The sequence below is a fragment of the Pararhizobium sp. IMCC21322 genome, from assembly GCF_030758295.1.
GTDB lineage: Bacteria > Pseudomonadota > Alphaproteobacteria > Rhizobiales.
Genome location: NZ_CP132335.1, coordinates 825,345 through 841,983 on the forward strand (window position 1 = coordinate 825,345; position 16,639 = coordinate 841,983).

The 16,639-nt window shown below is 59.4% G+C and carries 19 protein-coding genes; 13 read left to right on the top strand and 6 right to left on the bottom strand.

Annotated elements, in window-relative coordinates:
* The first annotated feature begins 10 nt into the window (after positions 1–10).
* Positions 11–430 (top strand): CopG family transcriptional regulator, encoded by a 420-nt coding sequence (locus RAL91_RS04100; protein ID WP_371932479.1) that lies wholly within the window; start codon positions 11–13, stop codon positions 428–430.
* A 196-nt stretch (positions 431–626) separates the two neighbouring features.
* On the opposite strand, the gene RAL91_RS04105 is transcribed toward RAL91_RS04100, so the two are convergent.
* Entirely contained in the window at positions 627–1,538 is a 912-nt protein-coding gene (locus RAL91_RS04105) for an NmrA family NAD(P)-binding protein (RefSeq protein WP_306259969.1), read from the bottom strand.
* A 101-nt stretch (positions 1,539–1,639) separates the two neighbouring features.
* Between RAL91_RS04105 and RAL91_RS04110 the strand changes: the two genes are divergently transcribed.
* From RAL91_RS04110 to RAL91_RS04165, 12 genes are all read left to right on the top strand, one after another.
* On the top strand, positions 1,640–1,972 hold the full coding sequence (locus RAL91_RS04110) for a helix-turn-helix domain-containing protein (RefSeq protein WP_306259971.1): 333 nt from the start codon (positions 1,640–1,642) through the stop codon (positions 1,970–1,972).
* Positions 1,973–2,486: 514 nt separating this feature from the next.
* Positions 2,487–3,467: a P-type conjugative transfer ATPase TrbB gene (gene trbB / locus RAL91_RS04115; RefSeq protein WP_306259973.1), complete on the top strand. Its 981-nt coding sequence runs from the start codon at positions 2,487–2,489 to the stop codon at positions 3,465–3,467.
* Positions 3,467–3,799, top strand: coding sequence for a TrbC/VirB2 family protein (locus tag RAL91_RS04120; RefSeq protein ID WP_306259975.1), 333 nt, complete (start codon positions 3,467–3,469; stop codon positions 3,797–3,799). Before trbB ends, RAL91_RS04120 begins: the two co-directional genes overlap by 1 nt.
* A complete protein-coding gene (locus RAL91_RS04125; RefSeq protein ID WP_306259978.1) occupies positions 3,799–4,062 on the top strand; it encodes a VirB3 family type IV secretion system protein in 264 nt (87 codons plus the stop codon). Before RAL91_RS04120 ends, RAL91_RS04125 begins: the two co-directional genes overlap by 1 nt.
* A gap of 7 nt (positions 4,063–4,069) precedes the next feature.
* The gene (gene trbE / locus RAL91_RS04130; RefSeq protein ID WP_306259980.1) at positions 4,070–6,592 is read left to right on the top strand and encodes a conjugal transfer protein TrbE; all 2,523 of its coding nucleotides are present in this window, start codon (positions 4,070–4,072) and stop codon (positions 6,590–6,592) included.
* Positions 6,589–7,356, top strand: coding sequence for a P-type conjugative transfer protein TrbJ (gene trbJ / locus RAL91_RS04135; RefSeq protein WP_306259982.1), 768 nt, complete (start codon positions 6,589–6,591; stop codon positions 7,354–7,356). The genes trbE and trbJ overlap by 4 nt, the downstream gene beginning before the upstream one ends.
* Entirely contained in the window at positions 7,353–7,625 is a 273-nt protein-coding gene (gene trbK-alt / locus RAL91_RS04140) for a putative entry exclusion protein TrbK-alt (RefSeq protein WP_306259984.1), read from the top strand. The genes trbJ and trbK-alt overlap by 4 nt, the downstream gene beginning before the upstream one ends.
* A 4-nt stretch (positions 7,626–7,629) precedes the next feature.
* Positions 7,630–8,946 (top strand): P-type conjugative transfer protein TrbL, encoded by a 1,317-nt coding sequence (gene trbL, locus RAL91_RS04145; RefSeq protein WP_306259986.1) that lies wholly within the window; start codon positions 7,630–7,632, stop codon positions 8,944–8,946.
* On the top strand, positions 8,946–9,629 hold the full coding sequence (gene trbF / locus RAL91_RS04150) for a conjugal transfer protein TrbF (RefSeq protein WP_306259987.1): 684 nt from the start codon (positions 8,946–8,948) through the stop codon (positions 9,627–9,629). The genes trbL and trbF overlap by 1 nt, the downstream gene beginning before the upstream one ends.
* Entirely contained in the window at positions 9,626–10,621 is a 996-nt protein-coding gene (gene trbG, locus RAL91_RS04155) for a P-type conjugative transfer protein TrbG (protein WP_306259989.1), read from the top strand. The genes trbF and trbG overlap by 4 nt, the downstream gene beginning before the upstream one ends.
* Entirely contained in the window at positions 10,618–11,793 is a 1,176-nt protein-coding gene (locus RAL91_RS04160) for a TrbI/VirB10 family protein (RefSeq protein WP_306259991.1), read from the top strand. The genes trbG and RAL91_RS04160 overlap by 4 nt, the downstream gene beginning before the upstream one ends.
* Positions 11,794–11,795: 2 nt before the next feature.
* Positions 11,796–12,047, top strand: coding sequence for a DUF2274 domain-containing protein (locus RAL91_RS04165; protein WP_306259993.1), 252 nt, complete (start codon positions 11,796–11,798; stop codon positions 12,045–12,047).
* Here the strand turns inward: RAL91_RS04165 and RAL91_RS04170 are convergent.
* The 5 genes from RAL91_RS04170 to RAL91_RS04190 all read right to left on the bottom strand — a co-directional run bounded on the left by RAL91_RS04170 (position 12,010) and on the right by RAL91_RS04190 (position 16,606).
* Positions 12,010–13,014 (bottom strand): LysR family transcriptional regulator, encoded by a 1,005-nt coding sequence (locus RAL91_RS04170; protein WP_306259995.1) that lies wholly within the window; start codon positions 13,012–13,014, stop codon positions 12,010–12,012. The two genes, RAL91_RS04165 and RAL91_RS04170, sit on opposite strands and share 38 nt — an antisense overlap.
* A complete protein-coding gene (locus RAL91_RS04175) occupies positions 13,011–14,165 on the bottom strand; it encodes an MFS transporter (RefSeq protein ID WP_306259997.1) in 1,155 nt (384 codons plus the stop codon). The genes RAL91_RS04170 and RAL91_RS04175 overlap by 4 nt, the downstream gene beginning before the upstream one ends.
* Positions 14,110–14,544, bottom strand: a complete 435-nt coding sequence (locus RAL91_RS04180; RefSeq protein ID WP_306260000.1) for a MerR family transcriptional regulator — start codon at positions 14,542–14,544, stop codon at positions 14,110–14,112. Before RAL91_RS04180 ends, RAL91_RS04175 begins: the two co-directional genes overlap by 56 nt.
* Before the next feature lie 74 nt (positions 14,545–14,618).
* On the bottom strand, positions 14,619–15,575 hold the full coding sequence (locus RAL91_RS04185; RefSeq protein ID WP_306260002.1) for a LysR family transcriptional regulator: 957 nt from the start codon (positions 15,573–15,575) through the stop codon (positions 14,619–14,621).
* The gene (locus RAL91_RS04190; protein ID WP_306260004.1) at positions 15,572–16,606 is read right to left on the bottom strand and encodes an aldo/keto reductase; all 1,035 of its coding nucleotides are present in this window, start codon (positions 16,604–16,606) and stop codon (positions 15,572–15,574) included. Before RAL91_RS04190 ends, RAL91_RS04185 begins: the two co-directional genes overlap by 4 nt.
* Positions 16,607–16,639 lie beyond the last annotated feature (33 nt).

The window sequence follows — 16,639 nt, forward strand, 5'->3', positions numbered from 1 at the left end:
GCGCATGACGATGAAACAGCCTAAGAAACTACGTCTGTCGGTTTACGTCGATCCGGACATCATGAACGCGCTTACGGAATATGCGGTGCGCCGGAATCACTCAAAGTCTCTGGTCGCTGAGGCCGCGATCGCCTCGTTCCTATCACCAGACGCCGCCGAGCGTCAGGAGGCAGCGACCACCAAACGTCTCGATAAGATCGACCGGCGTGTTTCGCGCGTGGAGCGTGATGTCAGTATTTCAGTCGAGAGCCTGGCACTTTTCATACGGTTCTGGCTGACCACCAACCCACCTCTGCCGGAAGCGGCGCAATCTGCTGGTAAGGCTCAGGCGGGAAAGCGATACGATGACTTTGTCGCTGCGCTCGGACGCCGACTCGCGAAAGGCCCCGCGCTGCGGCAGGAGATTTCCGAGGACATACCGGATCGGTAATGCTGTCCAGTTCAAATGAGCTGGTGGCTGGTCCTGACGCCAGATGTGGGAGCGTTTTAGAACCCTCCAACGAACTCTATCGCGACGACAGCAGCGTTTCACGTTGTCGTTGCAGTCAGGTATACTCATCTGAACATCCGCTAATGGGTGGGAACGGAATGGCGGCTTACGGTGTTATCTCGTTATTAGTTGCAGTCTACGCCACCATTGTAGCAATAGCAGTGTCGAGAGAAACAATCCCTGTTCTGTGATCGATTCCCGCATCATTGATAAAACTAATATGTCCCGAGTTAAGGCCCTGAGTCATCTCGACAAACCCATTCACAGCTACGGTTGAAAACCCTGCATTAGACAACGCCTCAGGCCACGCTGATTCAGACAGTGCAATAGGAACAACTATTTTTTCAAGCGCTTGGGTTAAACTATTTGCAACATCTTTTGGCGAATACCTGGCAGGTCCTTCCAGCTCAATTATCCTTACTTTGTACCAGTCTTCACATAAAGCTGCAGCAGCCATGCGCCCGATATCTTTAGTGGAAATCATTGGCAGTTTTTGCTCAACCGGTGCAAGAAAGCTGCGTAGTTCGCCATGTGTAGCGGCTTGAACTAAAGGGCTCCAATTCTCCATGAAATAAGCTGCGCGAAGAAATGTTACGGGTAATCCAGTTTGACCCAAAAACTTCTCAAGCGTTCTGTTCATGGCAATCCATCCTGTACCATCTGATTTATCAGCTCCTATCGATGATAGAGCTACAACTTTCTTAAGTTGCGCATTGGCGACGGCTTCAGCGATGTTATGTGCCATGACTTCAGATTGCTCGAAAAGGTCATTCGAATCATATTGCGGCGGACTGATTATATAAGCACGATCACCACCAGATAAGGCGCTACTTAAAGCCAATAAGTCAGTGAAGTCCGCGAGAACCACCTCTGCTCCTTGACTGGCCCATAGACCTCCTTTGGAATCGTCGCGCACCACAACCCGCACTCGCTTCCCCGCTTTTAATAAAGCGTGGGCTGCAGCCGAGCCAGTGCGTCCGCTAACACCAGTGACAACATATAATTCATTTTTATCGATCGGTTTCTTTTTTTCACGAAATGTTTGCATGCCAGGCTCCAGTTATACCTAGGAGACAGATGGCAAACCGTTGCTTTATCCGCAAGTACGCACCATGTTGATACATACATACAAAAAGGATACCATAAATCATGAAAGCACATGAGGCCTATGACTGCGCGGATGGATGCCCTGTTGAGGCAACATTAGAAATTATTGGAGGTAAATGGAAAGGCGTGATCCTGTTCCACCTTCTGCAAGGCACAAAAAGATTTAGTGAACTAAAACGAGAAATGGGTTCGGTCACGCAGCGTATGCTGACGAAACAATTGCGCGAACTAGAAGCTTCAGGCTTAGTAAACCGTAAAGTTTACCCGGTTGTTCCACCCAAAGTTGAGTATACTTTATCTCCCAAAGGTATGACGTTAGAACCAATTTTAAATTCGCTTAGAAATTGGGGCGAAACGCATATTTTGACCGACTGAGAGCAGATCAATATGTCCGCTATTGAGCGGAAAACGGAAAGTCTGTTTTTTGGATTCAAACGTGGCAAAAGTGAATATTGCGTTAGGTCGTATCCGACCCTGCTCGTGGAAGAGCATTATCATTCTGCATGCCCGCTGCGGCCCCTAACCGCACCATGTATGCAATCCGCCGTTCATCAACCCGTTGTACTGTTTGCCGGGTATCGGCGTGGCGATGATGCGAACGCGTGCGGCATCGGCGAAGTCTAAGGTCGCTAGGCAAGGCTGATGGAATTGATCTGCCGATAATTTTACCTCAGCCCAACGTTCGTTTCGCTACGATCATCCTGCACCAGCCGATACTCCTGGAGTGTTTCCACTCGACTATCGGTTGAGCCGCCCCGCCATTTCCCTGTCTTTCTACGCTAACACCCTACTACGCCCCTGACGCTATTGCACTGGACCAGTTTGCGGTTCTTTTAATCGTCCCATATCCGGGGCCGTCTTGTGACTTCCCCTCCAGACGGGGACGTACATGGCGACATCTCACCAATATTCCGAGGCGGTTTCACGCGGGTCGCGCATGCTGCGCACCGCGCTTGGACCTGCCATCGCCAAGTATCTCGACGACGAACAGATCGTCGAGATCATGCTCAATCCTGATGGGCGGCTCTGGATCGACCGGCTCTCCGACGGCCTCGCGGCAACCGAGCATAGTCTTTCCGCTGCCGACGGCGAACGGATCGTCCGTCTTGTCGCGCATCATGTCGGAGCCGAGGTTCATGCGGACGCACCGCGCGTTTCGGCCGAGCTTCCCGAGACGGGGGAGCGGTTCGAAGGGCTTTTGCCTCCAGTCGTCACTGCACCGACCTTCGCGATCCGCAAGCCCGCAGTCGCGATCTTCACGCTCGACGATTACGTCTCCGCAGAAATCATGTCTGAGCGCCAAGCGGAGATACTGCGGGATGCAGTCGCCGCTCGCCGAAACATTCTGGTCGTTGGCGGCACCTCGACCGGCAAGACCACACTTACCAACGCATTGCTCGCCGAAGTCGCCAAGACCAATGACCGCGTCGTGCTGATCGAGGACACGCGCGAGTTGCAATGCGCCGCGCCGAACCTGGTCGCCTTGCGGACCAAGGATCAGGTCATCTCACTGTCCGATCTTGTGCGCTCCTCGCTCCGGCTGCGCCCCGACCGTATTCCAATCGGCGAGGTGCGCGGCCCCGAAGCGCTCGATCTCCTGAAGGCCTGGGGCACCGGTCATCCGGGCGGCATCGGCACGATCCATGCCGGGTCTGCCCTCGGTGCGCTGCGTCGGATGGAGCAGCTCATCCAGGAAGCGGTCGTAACCGTGCCGCGAACGCTGATCGCCGAGACGATCGACGTCGTTGCATTGCTCTCGGGACGCGGGTCCGCCCGCCGTCTCACCGAGCTCGTGCGCGTCGAAAGTCTCGATCCATCGGGCGATTACCGCCTCAGCTCCGCAACTCCAGACTGCAAAGGAACCTCCTGATGCTTCAACATTTCCTTCAAAACCGCCGCCAGTTCGAAGCAATCTGCATCGCCCTGTTCGTTTCGCTCGCCATGGCCAGCACCGCGCGCGCCGCCGGATCGTCCATGCCGTGGGAAGCCCCGCTGCAGGCGATCCTGGAATCAATCGAAGGGCCGGTCGCCAAGATCATCGCGGTAATGATCATCATCATCACCGGCCTGACGCTCGCCTTCGGCGACACGTCCGGCGGTGCGCGCAAGCTGATCCAGATCGTCTTCGGTCTGTCGATCGCCTTCGCTGCGTCGAGCTTCTTTCTCAGCTTCTTCTCGTTCGGCGGCGGGGCGGTGATCTGATGGAGGATCCCGTTCCCGGCTTCACAATCCCGGTTCACCGCGCGCTGACCGAGCCGATCCTCCTGGGCGGCGCGCCGCGTACCATCGCGATCGCCAACGGCACACTTGCTGCCGCCATCGGGCTCGGCCTGCAGCTTTGGCTGGTCGGCATTCTGATCTGGGTGGCAGGCCACGCCGCTGCCGTCTGGGCCGCCAAGCGCGATCCGCTCTTTGCCGACGTGGTGCGCCGCCATGTGCGCATCCCCGGCCACTTGGGTTTGTGAGGCAATCATGATGAACCTCGCAGAATATCGCCGCACGTCGAACCAACTGGCCGACTTCCTGCCTTGGGCCGTCCTTGTGGGTGACGGGGTCGTTCTCAACAAGGACGGTTCGTTCCAGCGCACTGCGCGGTTTCGCGGGCCCGATCTCGACAGCGCGGTGCCTGCCGAACTGGTCGGGATCGCTGCACGCATCAATAACGCGCTGCGCCGTCTTGGGTCCGGATGGGCTGTCTTCGTCGAGGCACAACGGGTGCCCGCAAGCTCCTACCCTGAAAGCAGGTTTCCCGATGCCGCATCGGCGCTGGTCGATGCCGAGCGCAGGGCGCAGTTCGAAGAAGCTGGCGTCCATTTCGAGTCCGCCTATTTCCTGACGCTGCTGTTCCTGCCGCCCGCCGAAGACGCCGCCCGCGCCGAGCGGTTTCTTTATGAAGGCCGCGAGCGCGGAGCCGGGGCTAATGCGCATGAGACTCTGGTCGGGTTCGTCGACCGCACCGACCGCGTATTGCAGCTCATCGAAGGCTTCATGCCCGACTGCGTCTGGCTCGATGACGCCGAGACGCTGACGTACCTGCATTCGACAATCTCCACCAACGTTCAGCGCGTGCGCGTCCCCGAGGTGCCAATGCATCTGGACGCGCTACTGGCCGATCAGCCGCTGACTGCCGGGCTAGAGCCGATGCTTGGGTCAGCGCATCTGCGGGTGCTGACCATCACCGGATTTCCGAGCGCAACGACGCCCGGGATCCTCGACGACCTCAACCGGCTCGCCTTTCCCTATCGCTGGTCGACGCGTGCCATCATGCTCGACAAGACTGACGCCACACGGCTGCTCATCAAGATCAGGCGGCAATGGTTTGCCAAGCGCAAATCCATCGCGGCGATCCTCAAGGAGATCATGACCAACGAGTCCTCGGCGCTTCTGGACACCGACGCGCATAACAAGGCGATGGATGCCGATGCAGCTCTTCAAGAGCTGGGCTCCGACTTGATCGGCGAAGCCTATGTCACTGCGACTGTCACAGTCTGGGACGCAGACCCGCGCATCGCAGACGAGAAGCTGCGATTGGTCGAGAAGGTCATTCAAGGCCGCGACTTCACCTGCATCGCGGAGACTGTGAACGCCGTCGAAGCCTGGCTCGGTTCCTTGCCCGGCCATGTCTACGCCAATGTGCGACAGCCGCCAGTCTCGACGCTCAACCTCGCCCATATGATTCCACTATCTGCAGTGTGGGCAGGGCCGGAACGGGACGCGCATTTTGCAGCGCCCCCGCTACTCTTCGGTCAGACCGAAGGCGCGACCCCGTTCCGGTTTTCCCTGCATGTCGGCGATGTCGGCCACACGCTGGTGGTCGGACCAACCGGTGCGGGCAAGTCGGTGCTATTGGCGCTAATGGCGCTGCAGTTCCGGCGCTATGAGAACGCACAGGTTTTTGCATTCGATTTCGGCGGTTCGATCCGCGCCGCAGCGCTGGCCATGGGCGGGGAATGGTACGATATGGGCGGCGCGCTGTCCGACGATGCATCGGATCCGGTCTCCCTGCAGCCACTTGCCCGGATCGACCAAGAGAGCGAACGCATCTGGGCAGCCGCCTGGATCGCCGGTCTGCTCGGCCGCGAAGGGGTCGAGATCGGCCCGCTCTACCGCGATCACATCTGGTCGGCGCTTTCCAGTCTCGCCTCCGCGCCAAGAGAAGAGCGGACGCTCACCGGTCTCGCCATTATCCTGCAATCGGCCGAACTCAAACGCGCCCTGCAACCCTATACACTCGACGGTCCCTGGGGCAGCCTGCTCGACGCCGATAGCGAGGCGTTTGGCGATGCGCGCGTTCAGGCGTTCGAGACCGAGGGCTTGATCGGCACCGATGCCGCACCTGCCGTGCTCGCCTATCTGTTCCACCGCATCGAACACCGGCTCGACGGGTCGCCAACCCTATTGATCATCGACGAAGGCTGGCTGGCGCTCGACGACAAGGGCTTTGCCGGGCAGCTGCGCGAATGGCTCAAGACATTGCGCAAGAAGAACGCCAGCGTCATTTTCGCCACCCAGTCGCTGTCGGATATCGACGGCTCGGCCATCGCGCCAGCGATCATCGAGAGCTGTCCGACCCGGCTGTTCCTGCCCAACGAACGCGCGATCGAACCGCAGATCACCGCCATCTATCGCCGTTTCGGTCTGAACGACCGCCAGATCGAAATCCTCAGCCGGGCAGCACCAAAGCGCGACTATTACTGCCAGTCGCGGCGCGGCAATCGGCTGTTTGAACTCGGGCTCGGCGAGGTCGCGCTCGCCTTTACTGCGACATCGGCCAAGACCGACCAGGCCACCATCGCCCGCATATTAGAGGAGCATGGCCGTGACGCGTTTGCCGCCGCCTGGCTCTGCGAACGCGGCGTCGATTGGGCTGCGGACCTGATTCCGAACCTCACCAATCTCAGGGGCGTCGAAGCCGTCGATGAGTTTGAAACTCAGATCGCGCTCGACCTGTCCGAAGACCCAACCACCCCCACCGAAAAGGAGACTTCGCCATGACTACCAAGCAACTTCATTTACGCAGGTTCGCAATTGCCCTGATGGCCGCGCCGATTGTGCTGTCGCCAGTGCTGGCAGCGCCCGCACAGGCCCAGTTTGGGCGGATCGTTTACGACCCGACCAATTACGCCCAGAACGTCATGCAGGCGGCCCGCGCCCTCGAACAGATCAACCATCAGATTACCTCGCTCCAGAACGAGGCGCAGATGCTGATCAATCAGGCACGCAATCTGGCGAGCCTTCCACATTCCTCACTGCAACAATTGCAGCAATCGGTGGCGCGCACGCAAGCGCTTCTCAGCGAAGCCCAGCAGATCGCCTACAATGTGCAAGATATCGATCAAGCCTTCGAGACGACCTATGGTGACGCCTCGATGACCGCTTCCGATCAATCTTTGATTGAGGGGGCGAAACAGCGCTGGCAAACGACCGTCGCGGGTCTGCAGGATTCCATGCGCGTCCAGGCGGGCGTGGTCGGCAATATCGAAACCAATCGCCAGCAGATGTCCGAGCTTGTCGGTGCCAGCCAGTCGGCGACCGGCGCGTTGCAAGCGACACAAGCGGGGAACCAGCTCCTCGCGCTGCAGGCGCAGCAGATTGCCGATCTGACAGCCGTCATCGCGGCGCAAAGCCGCGCGCAGAACCTCGAAGCTGCCCAGCGGGCCGCTGCGCAGGAACAGGCACGCGAGCAACGACGCCGCTTTCTCGAACCCGGCGAAGGCTACCGGCCTGGCAACGCCGAGATGTTCCCGGGCGAAGAATGACGATGGGTCGGACGGCACTTCCCAGGCTTGCTGCCGCCGTCTTTCTGATGATCGCGATCGTGGTCGCGGTCATCGAACTTGGCCGTGATGGAAAAGAGGTCCGTTTCTCTGAGCCCATCGCGGCGGTCTCAGATCCGCTGAGCGCCGAACTCCAGCGCTGTCAGGCGCTCGGCGACGCGGCCTTGGAGGACAAGTCCTGCCTCGATGTTTGGGCAGAGAACCGGCGGCGTTTTCTAACACCCGGATCACCGCTGGACGGAAGGGAGTAACACAATGGGCGGCACAGGCGTCATCGATCGCTTCCTCGAAGTCTTTACCCGCTACATCGACAGCGGCTTCGGTCTCTTGGGCGGCGAAGTCGCGTTCCTTGCGACGACGCTAATCGTCATCGACGTCACGTTGGCGGCGCTATTTTGGGCCTGGGGTGCGGACGACGACATCCTTGCGCGGCTCGTCAAGAAGACGCTCTTTATCGGCATCTTCGCCTACATCATCTCCAACTGGAACGCGCTCGCCCGCATCATATTCGAAAGCTTCGCCGGTCTCGGCCTGCAGGCAACCGGCACCGGCTTTACAACCGCAGACCTTCTTCGCCCGGGCCGTGTCGCCCAGGTTGGTCTGGACGCTGGCCGCCCGATCCTCGAATCCATTTCCGACCTGATGGGTTTCGTCAGCTTCTTCGAGAATTTCATTCAGATCATCGTGTTGATGTTCGCTTGGGCAATGGTGCTGCTCGCCTTCTTCATCCTCGCGATCCAGCTCTTCATCACCCTTATCGAGTTTAAGCTGACGACGCTGGCGGGCTTTATTCTCATCCCGTTCGGGCTGTTCGGTAAAACCGCCTTCCTCGCCGAGCGCGTGCTCGGCAATGTCGTGTCGTCTGGCGTCAAAGTCCTGGTGCTCGCCGTGATCATCGGCATCGGCTCGACGCTGTTTGCCGAGTTCACGGCCGGGTTCGGCGGTGACCAGCCCAGCATCGAGGACGCCATGGCAATCGTGCTGGCAGCACTCTCGTTGCTCGGTCTCGGTATCTTCGGCCCCGGTATCGCAAACGGATTGATCTCAGGCGGTCCGCAGCTGGGAGCCGGTGCGGCGATCGGAACCGGCGTTGCCGCTGCTGGCGTGACCGCAGCGGCGGTGGCCGGAACGGGCATAGCGGCGGGTGCGGTGGCGAAAGGAGCTGCCGCCGGAGCGCGCGGAGGTGCCGCCATGAGCGGCGGAACCAGCGCCGCCTACAGTCTCGGGTCTACCGGAAAAAGCGGCGCATCAGCTGTTGCAGGCGGCATGGGCGGTGTCGCCCGAGCCGGAGCGGGCATTGCCGCCAGTCCTTTGAAGAAGGCTGCGGGCGCAATGCGTGACAGCGCCCGCAGCGGTGCGCGGACAGCGATCGAAGCGAGCGGCGGAACCTTCAAGGGCGGAGCCGTTGACGCCGCGTCTACCACTCCATCTTCCGCACAACCTAGCTGGGCCAAACGCATGAAGCGTTCGCAGTCCCTCCAACACGGCACGACCGCCGCCGCCCATGCCGTCCGTTCGGGCGACAGCCACGGAGGCGGCGCATCCGTCAATCTCTCCGAAAGGGACAGCTGATGTTCAAACGACCCTCCCTCCGCTACGGCAAGACGCCAGAACCCGAGACCCCCTATCAGAAAGCCGCGCAGGTCTGGGACGAACGCATCGGCTCCGCCCGCGTCCAGGCCAAGAATTGGCGCATCATGGCTTTTGGATCATTGCTGCTCGCAGGCGGCTTAGCGGGTGGTCTGGTCTGGCAATCCGCACGCGGCACGATTCAGCCTTGGGTGGTTGAGGTTGATAATCTGGGCGAGGCCCAAACCGTCGCGCCCGCAACTGCCGACTACCGCCCGACCGATCCGCAAATCGCCTATCACCTCGCACATTTCATCGAGCGCGTCCGGTCGATCACCGCTGACCCCGTTGTTGTGCGGCAGAACTGGCTGCGCGCCTACGACTTCACCACCGATCGCGGTGCACTGGCATTGAACGACTACGCCCGCGCCAACGATCCCTTCGCCAAGGTCGGCGAGATGCAGATTTCGGTCGACGTCTCCAGCGTCATCCGTGCCTCACCCGACAGCTTTCGCATCGCCTGGACCGAGCGGCGCTACCAGGATGGCAGTCTCGCGCGCACCGAGCGCTGGACAGCCATCCTCACCATCTCGGTGCAGCCGCCGCGCACCACCGAACGGCTGCGGAAGAACCCCCTCGGCATTTACGTCCATGCTATCAACTGGTCGCGGGAGCTGCAGGAATGAGACATTCATGTTCCGCACTACCGCTCGCCGTGGTCACGGCACTCCTGCTGTCCGGCTGCGCGACCTACAAGCCGCCCGAAATTACCTACGACAGCGATGTGCCACCACTCCCGACACCTCCGCCGCCGGTCGTCGAGCAGCCACCGACGGCTGTTCACACGCCGCCTGCTTGGACGCCGTCGCGTGGCGGCGAGAATGCAGGGACTCCAGAGGCCCGCGTCATCAACGCCAATGCCGCCGCCCGCGTCGAACCGCGCCGCGAGGGCTATTACAACGCAATCCAAGTGTTCCCCTATAGCGAGGGCGCACTCTATCAGATCTATGCGGCTCCGGGTCAGATCACCAATATCGCGCTCGAACCCGGAGAGCGATTGACCGGTGACGGGCCGATTGCTGCTGGCGATACCGCGCGCTGGATCATCGGCGATACGACAAGCGGCAGCGGACGTGCAGAGCGTGTCCATATCCTCGTCAAACCGACCCGGCCGGAAATTTCCACCAATCTCGTCATCAGCACGGACCGGCGCGCCTATCTCGTTGAACTGCGCGCGAACGAGAGCTCCTATATGCCGTCGGTCGCGTGGTCCTATCCGCAGGTTCGTACACAGACACGGGCACCTGCCGTGGCGCAGCCGACCATTCCTCCCGCGTCCCACCGCCGCTACCGCTATGGACTGCAGGGTGATAGCCCGCCCTGGCGGCCGCAGACCGTCTTCGATGATGGACGGCGCGTCTATGTCGTCTTCCCGCGCGGCATCGTTCAGGGTGAGATGCCGCCACTGTTTGTGATCAGCGCGGATGGCGAAGCACAACTCGTCAATACGCGCGTGCATCGCAACATCCTTATCGTCGACCGATTATTCGCCGCCGCCGAACTGAGGCTGGGCGGAGACAACCAGCAGATGGTCCGGATCGTGCGCACCGACGGCGTGCGGCAACGCCCGTCTCCAGTCGTGCCCGACGACGCCCGGTCCGGGACGCCCAACAAATGACCCATATACCCCCCGAGCAGGACCCGAAGGTCCCCGCAGACCGGCCCATCGATCCGAATGAGCCGTTCCGGCTTCGCGCCGCGCCGCCGCGCGTCGTCCGCCTGTCGCGCAAGGTTTTGGCCGGATTGGCGATCGTGGTGGCGCTCGGTATCGGCGGCGCGCTGATCTTCGCGCTTCAGGGCCGCGAAGATGGCGTGGGGCCGAACGAGTTGTTCACCACGCAGAACCGTCCGACCGCCGACGAATTGCGCCGACTGCCGTCCAACTACGGTGATGTCCCGCAACTGGGACCGGCGCTTCCCGGCGACCTCGGCCGCCCGATCCGTCGCGCCCAGGAAGAAGGTCGTCCGGTACCTGCCATCGTGGCACCTGGGCCTGACCCCGCGGAACAAAGGCGTCTGGCGGAACTAGAGGCGGCCCGGGTCAGTCAGCTGTTCATCGGCACGCAGAACCGCGGTCGATCGACCGGCGCACCCCAACCGGCATTTGGCATCGGTGCTCAACCCGTAGCAGGTGCGACACAGCAAACTGCTCAGGACAGGCAACTGGCATTTCTCAATGCCCCAGTCGATCGCCGTACCGTCTCTGCAGATCGGATATCGCCACCCCCGTCTCCATACACGCTTCAGGCGGGCGCGATCATCTCCGCTGCACTCGTAACCGGTATTCGCTCCGACCTGCCGGGCCAGATCACCGCCCAGGTGACCGAGAACGTCTATGACAGTCCGTCCGGCCGCTATCTGCTCATTCCCCAGGGCACCCGGCTGATCGGTGAATATGATAGCGGTGTCGGGTTCGGACAGCGTCGGGTGCTGCTGGTGTGGAATCGCCTGATCCTACCCGGTGGCCGCTCAATTGTGCTCGAACGGCAACCAGGAGCCGATGCTGCTGGCTTCGCCGGACTGGAAGACGGCGTCGACCATCATTGGTGGGACATCGCCAAGGCTGCAGCGCTCTCGACCTTGCTCAATATCGGGGCCGAGTTTGGAAGAGACGAGAACAACGAAATCGCCGAAGCGATCCGAGATGGCGCGCAGGATACGATTGGCGATGCCGGGCAGGAAATTGTCCGGCGTCAGGTTGGGCGAACTCCGACGCTGACCATTCGGCCCGGTTTTCCGGTGCGGGTGATCGTTACACGCGACCTGATCCTCGAACCAGTGAGGGAATAGGCATGGCTAAGCTGAAACTCGGATCGATCGTGGATGATAAGCCGGTGAAACTTACCGTAGAGTTGCCTGCTGCCGTGCATCGCGATCTTGTGGCCTACGCCGAGATCCTGGCGCATGAGACCGGCGGAGCGCCGGCCGTCCCAGCCAAGTTGATCGCACCGATGGTTGCCCGGTTTATGGCAACCGATCGTGGATTCGCAAAGGCGCGGCGGATGTCTACGAAGACGGATCCTTCGCCGACATCACGTGCATGAGTTCAGTCTCAGTTTGTTTGCTACGACCAATACCGTTTTGATGGGCCATTGCTTTGGCAAGACTCAGCATACGACGAAATGCAGGATTGTCGTTGCGTGGCGACCAAACCGCACAGAAGGGGAGTGTCTCGCCATCAAGCGGCCTGTAGACGACACCGGGAAATTGAGCCGCGATGGTCGACTCGCTCGTTAGAGTCAGCCCCCGGCCAAATGAGACGATCTGCATCAGATTGTCACGACCGACACGGTGGCGCTCAATCGATGGTTGTACCCCCAAATCGGCCAGATGCTTTACCAAGAAGTCCTGGATTTCCGGGCCCGGATCGCTCTCGCTCACGACGAATGCCTCGCCGTATAGATCGCGCCAACGGAGGGAGGCTCGTTTCGCTAAATCGTGAGCACGCGGCAAAACAACGAACACGCGCTCGGTCCAGAATTGAGAGGCGTCGCAGTCGGACAACATTGGTACACCCGTGACGAAGGCAACATCTAGGTTGTGGAGACGCACTGCAGAGATATGGTCAGACGGCGCCCCTTCGACAATATCGATCCGCACATCGCCGTATCGTGAGCAGTAAGTGTGTAACAACCGAGCAAGAAAACCAGACGCGAGAGACGAGAATATCCCCATCCGAATGGCTCCTCTTTCGCCGCGACCAATCAATCCGATACCCACCGCCGCATGTGAAATTTCGCTCAATGCTTGCTGGGCGTGACGGACGAATTTCTTGCCAGCGTGAGTCAGAATGACGCCGCCGGAATGCCGGATGAAAAGAGCAGCTCCTATCTCGTCTTCGAGGTCACGGATACGCCTGCTCACCGCAGATTGTTCGATCTCAAGTGTTTTCGCTGCTTGGCGAAAGCTTCCGCATTTGGATGCGGCAACGACGTAGCGCAGATGTCGCACCTCAATCCTCATCGGAATAGACCGCACCATCGAATGCTGAATATTGTGATCACTATTCACGACGGTGCGGCTCCTTCCTTCTCCGTGGATGATACTGGCATGAGCGACACTATTGCAGCGCACAGCAGTGCAATGGCCAAAACCGCGACCCATACAGCCGAAACGCCGTAAGCAAGCGAGGCAAGACCCGTTGCCGCTGCAACGCCCAGGTTCATCGCGCTCATCGCGAAGGCCATCAGCGTACCGCGACGTTCGGCGGACAATGCAGCAATGTGCGTCTGAAGAGCGGGCGCACCGACACCGCCCAACAACGCCCAGGCCGCCAATGCTGCACAAACAAGGATGAGAGGCGCAATATCCAGTGCGTAAATCACTACAATCGCGACCAGCACAAAGCATAATGCGACGCGCATGATGCGGCGTCCGGAACCGAACAGTCGAACTGCGGATGGCATTAAGAAGTTTCCGGCAAAAGTCAGCAATCCGAAACCGGCGTATATCAATCCGATCGTACCGGTTCCGAGCTCGAACTGATCCCTCAGCCGCTCGCCAACCAGAGCAAACATTCCAATGGCACCACCAAGTCCAAGCCCCATCGCGATCAAGGCGCCGATCGCGCCAGGCACAAAGAGCTGCCCGTCGTCGGGTAATGCACTTGTCTTTGTGGCCATGGACTTACGACTGAGAAAGCCAAAAAGAGCGATCGGGAGTGCAAGGACACCCAAACCCGCAAATGCCGATCGCCAAGATATATACTGAGTGGCCAATGCACCGATGCTGGGACTGAGGATTATGCCAAGCGTTAAACCCGAGGTCACAACTGCGATGGCTTTCGCGCCTTTGGCCTCGCCTTCATCGCCGGCCAACGCAAATGCGACAGGCAACATTCCGGCACTGGCGGCTCCCGTGACGACACGCGTAAGCAACCCCAGTTCAAAGCTGTTGACCAACGAAGTCGCGATCGAAGCTATTGCGAACACCAGCGAGGCTGGCGCCAGTACTGTCACGCGCCCGAACCTGTCCGACAAGTTGCCGAAAATCGGAGCAAGCAGGGCCAGTGGTAAACTGTAGGCCGCCACGAACAGGACGACGCGTTCGGGAGGAACGCCGAGATCACTACCGATCGGTGTGAGGATTGGACCAAGTAGAAATTCGTCAGCGCCGACGAGAAAGGCGATCAGGAATAGAAGTATCAGGCGGGGAAGTGGCATGGTGTTTGCTCTCTTTGTTCGGGTGTGAACGAAGAGATGCCGCGAATGAGTCCATGCGGGTGGTGACAGCTTCACGCTTGCTTTCCAACTCGGCAATCAGCCGGTCGATTTGCTCACGCTTATGCTGCAAATCCGCTAGACCGCCTTCACATGCACCAGCGCCGTCATCGCTCAGGCATGGGGCCATGGCGAGTATTTCGCGGGTCGAAAAGCCAGTCGCAATCAGGTCTCGCACACGCTCGGCGCGCCGAAAATCGCTCTCGTTATAGACGCGATATCCATTACTCCCGCGCTCCGGATTAAGTAGACCGGTCGCTTCGTAATGGCGAAGAGTTCGCTGACTGACACCGAGGCGATTGGCGAGTTCCTGAATCTGCATTTGCATCCCTTCCCGACCCTCTTACGGGGTTAACACTAGCGTCAATGTCAAGCCTGATAATTGGAGTTTTAATATCAAGGGCCCGCCATGGCTCGATGCGTCGAGCTGTTGCATAGACTATTGCGTCGCGCCATCACTCTGGCGAGACTGAGCAACCGGCGCAGCGCCGGATTATCATTCTTCGGTGACCAGATGGCGCAGAAGGGAAGTGCCTCGCCGGCTAACAAACGATAGACGACGCGTGGGAACTTCGTACCGGTCGTTGCTTCGCTGGTGAGCGTCAGGCCCTTTCCCAATGAGACGAGCTGCATGAGATTATCACGACCGACCGCGCAGTATTCGACGCTCGGATGGTAGCCGGGAAGCGACAAATGTTTGACGAGAAAATCGTGAATCTCGGGACCAGGATCGCTTCGACTGACGATGAAATGGCGATTGCGGAGATCATTCCAAGCAATCTCGGCGAGGTTGGCCAACTTATCTGCTTCGGGAAGCACGACGAAGACGCGCTCCGTCCAAAGGTGCTGTCCCTCGCAGTCAGGCGGTGCAAAAGGCCCGGTAAGGAACGCGATGTCTAGCTTGAAATGGCGGATGGCTGAAAGATGCTCTCTGGGTGAGCCTTCGATGAAATCAAGACGAACATCGGTATGTCGTTGCTCGTAAGCACGCATTAGATCTGCGATAAATCCCGAAGAGATGGATGAAAAGATACCAACCCGGACGATACCGGCATTGCCGCAGCCATGCGCATTTACCAGACTGGCCGCACGTTCGATCTGCCCCACGACGCGCCTGGCGTGCTCAAGAAAACCCTCTCCAGCAAAGGTCAGCTCGACGCCGCCAGAATGGCGGTTGAACAACGACGCCCCAAGCTCCTCTTCCAGGTCGCGGATACGCCGACTGATCGCGGACTGATGGACTCCGACAATGCTCGCCGCCCGCCGAAAGCTATGGTGTTCGGCAGCGGCAATAACGTAGCGGAGATGCCTCAGTTCAACTCTCACATTACATTGGGTGGTATTTCCGTTCACACCACTGGTGGGTTGAGCCGGGCAAAACCTTCCTGTCTGCGGTAAGGGAAATAGGGATAGGGTGCCGTCACCACACTCGCTGCGTCGAGCTTGACAATTTGATCTGGTGTTAGCTTCCAACCGACCGCTCCGAGATTGTCACGAAGCTGTTTCTCATTTCGCGCGCCGATGATGACGGATGAGACGGTCGGACGTTGCAGCAGCCAATTGATCGCGATCTGAGGTATGGTTTTGCCCGTTTCCTGGGCAACGTCGTCGAGCGCATCGACAATATCGAACAGTCGTTCGTCATCGACCGGAGGGCCAAATTCGGCCGTCTGATGCAAACGGCTCCCTTCCGGTATCGGCTGGCCGCGCCGGATCTTTCCAGTCAGCCGACCCCAACCGAGCGGGCTCCAGACCATTGCGCCGACGCCTTGATCTACACCAAGAGGCATCAACTCCCACTCGTAATCACGACCCACCAGAGAATAGTAGACCTGATGCGCTACATAGCGCGACCGACCATGTTTCTCAGACAAGCCCAGCGATTTCATGACCTGCCAGCCGGAGAAATTCGAGACGCCGATATATCGAACCTTTCCAGCATGCACGAGGTCATCGAGCGTGGAGAGAACCTCTTCGATAGGTGTGCCAGCATCGAAAGCGTGGAGTTGGAGAAGATCGATATAGTCAGTGCCGAGCCGGCGGAGCGCATTTTCAACTGACCGGATCAGACGCGAGCGGGAAGAACCGGAATCATAGGGTCCGTCGCCCATCGGCAACGCCGTTTTGGTGGAAATGAGCACCTTGTCGCGCCGGCCCTTGATGGCTTCGCCGAGCACTTCCTCCGAAGCCCCGTCGGAATAGACGTCGGCGGTATCGAAAAGGTTGACCCCCGCATCCAGGCAAATGTCGACAAGATGTCGCGCTTCTTTTGCGTCGGTGTCACCCCAAGCGCCAAATAGAGGGCCGGAGCCGCCGAATGTTCCCGCGCCGAAGCTCAATGCCGGGACTTTGAGGCCGGACCTGCCAAGAGAACGATATTCCATGAGATATTCCTTTCAGATTTTTAAACAGGGACC

Bases quoted from the DNA above. Each gene is read 5' to 3' on its own strand.
- RAL91_RS04100 (WP_371932479.1), top strand. From the start codon at position 11: ATGAAACAGCCTAAGAAACTACGTCTGTCGGTTTACGTCGATCCGGAC.
- trbB (WP_306259973.1), top strand. From the start codon at position 2,487: ATGGCGACATCTCACCAATATTCCGAGGCGGTTTCACGCGGGTCGCGC.
- RAL91_RS04160 (WP_306259991.1), top strand. From the start codon at position 10,618: ATGACCCATATACCCCCCGAGCAGGACCCGAAGGTCCCCGCAGACCGG.
- RAL91_RS04120 (WP_306259975.1), top strand. From the start codon at position 3,467: ATGCTTCAACATTTCCTTCAAAACCGCCGCCAGTTCGAAGCAATCTGC.
- trbK-alt (WP_306259984.1), top strand. From the start codon at position 7,353: ATGACGATGGGTCGGACGGCACTTCCCAGGCTTGCTGCCGCCGTCTTT.
- RAL91_RS04175 (WP_306259997.1), bottom strand. From the start codon at position 14,165: ATGCCACTTCCCCGCCTGATACTTCTATTCCTGATCGCCTTTCTCGTC.
- trbG (WP_306259989.1), top strand. From the start codon at position 9,626: ATGAGACATTCATGTTCCGCACTACCGCTCGCCGTGGTCACGGCACTC.
- RAL91_RS04105 (WP_306259969.1), bottom strand. From the start codon at position 1,538: ATGCAAACATTTCGTGAAAAAAAGAAACCGATCGATAAAAATGAATTA.
- RAL91_RS04180 (WP_306260000.1), bottom strand. From the start codon at position 14,544: ATGCAGATTCAGGAACTCGCCAATCGCCTCGGTGTCAGTCAGCGAACT.
- trbL (WP_306259986.1), top strand. From the start codon at position 7,630: ATGGGCGGCACAGGCGTCATCGATCGCTTCCTCGAAGTCTTTACCCGC.
- RAL91_RS04190 (WP_306260004.1), bottom strand. From the start codon at position 16,606: ATGGAATATCGTTCTCTTGGCAGGTCCGGCCTCAAAGTCCCGGCATTG.
- RAL91_RS04125 (WP_306259978.1), top strand. From the start codon at position 3,799: ATGGAGGATCCCGTTCCCGGCTTCACAATCCCGGTTCACCGCGCGCTG.
- RAL91_RS04165 (WP_306259993.1), top strand. From the start codon at position 11,796: ATGGCTAAGCTGAAACTCGGATCGATCGTGGATGATAAGCCGGTGAAA.
- trbE (WP_306259980.1), top strand. From the start codon at position 4,070: ATGATGAACCTCGCAGAATATCGCCGCACGTCGAACCAACTGGCCGAC.
- trbJ (WP_306259982.1), top strand. From the start codon at position 6,589: ATGACTACCAAGCAACTTCATTTACGCAGGTTCGCAATTGCCCTGATG.
- trbF (WP_306259987.1), top strand. From the start codon at position 8,946: ATGTTCAAACGACCCTCCCTCCGCTACGGCAAGACGCCAGAACCCGAG.
- RAL91_RS04110 (WP_306259971.1), top strand. From the start codon at position 1,640: ATGAAAGCACATGAGGCCTATGACTGCGCGGATGGATGCCCTGTTGAG.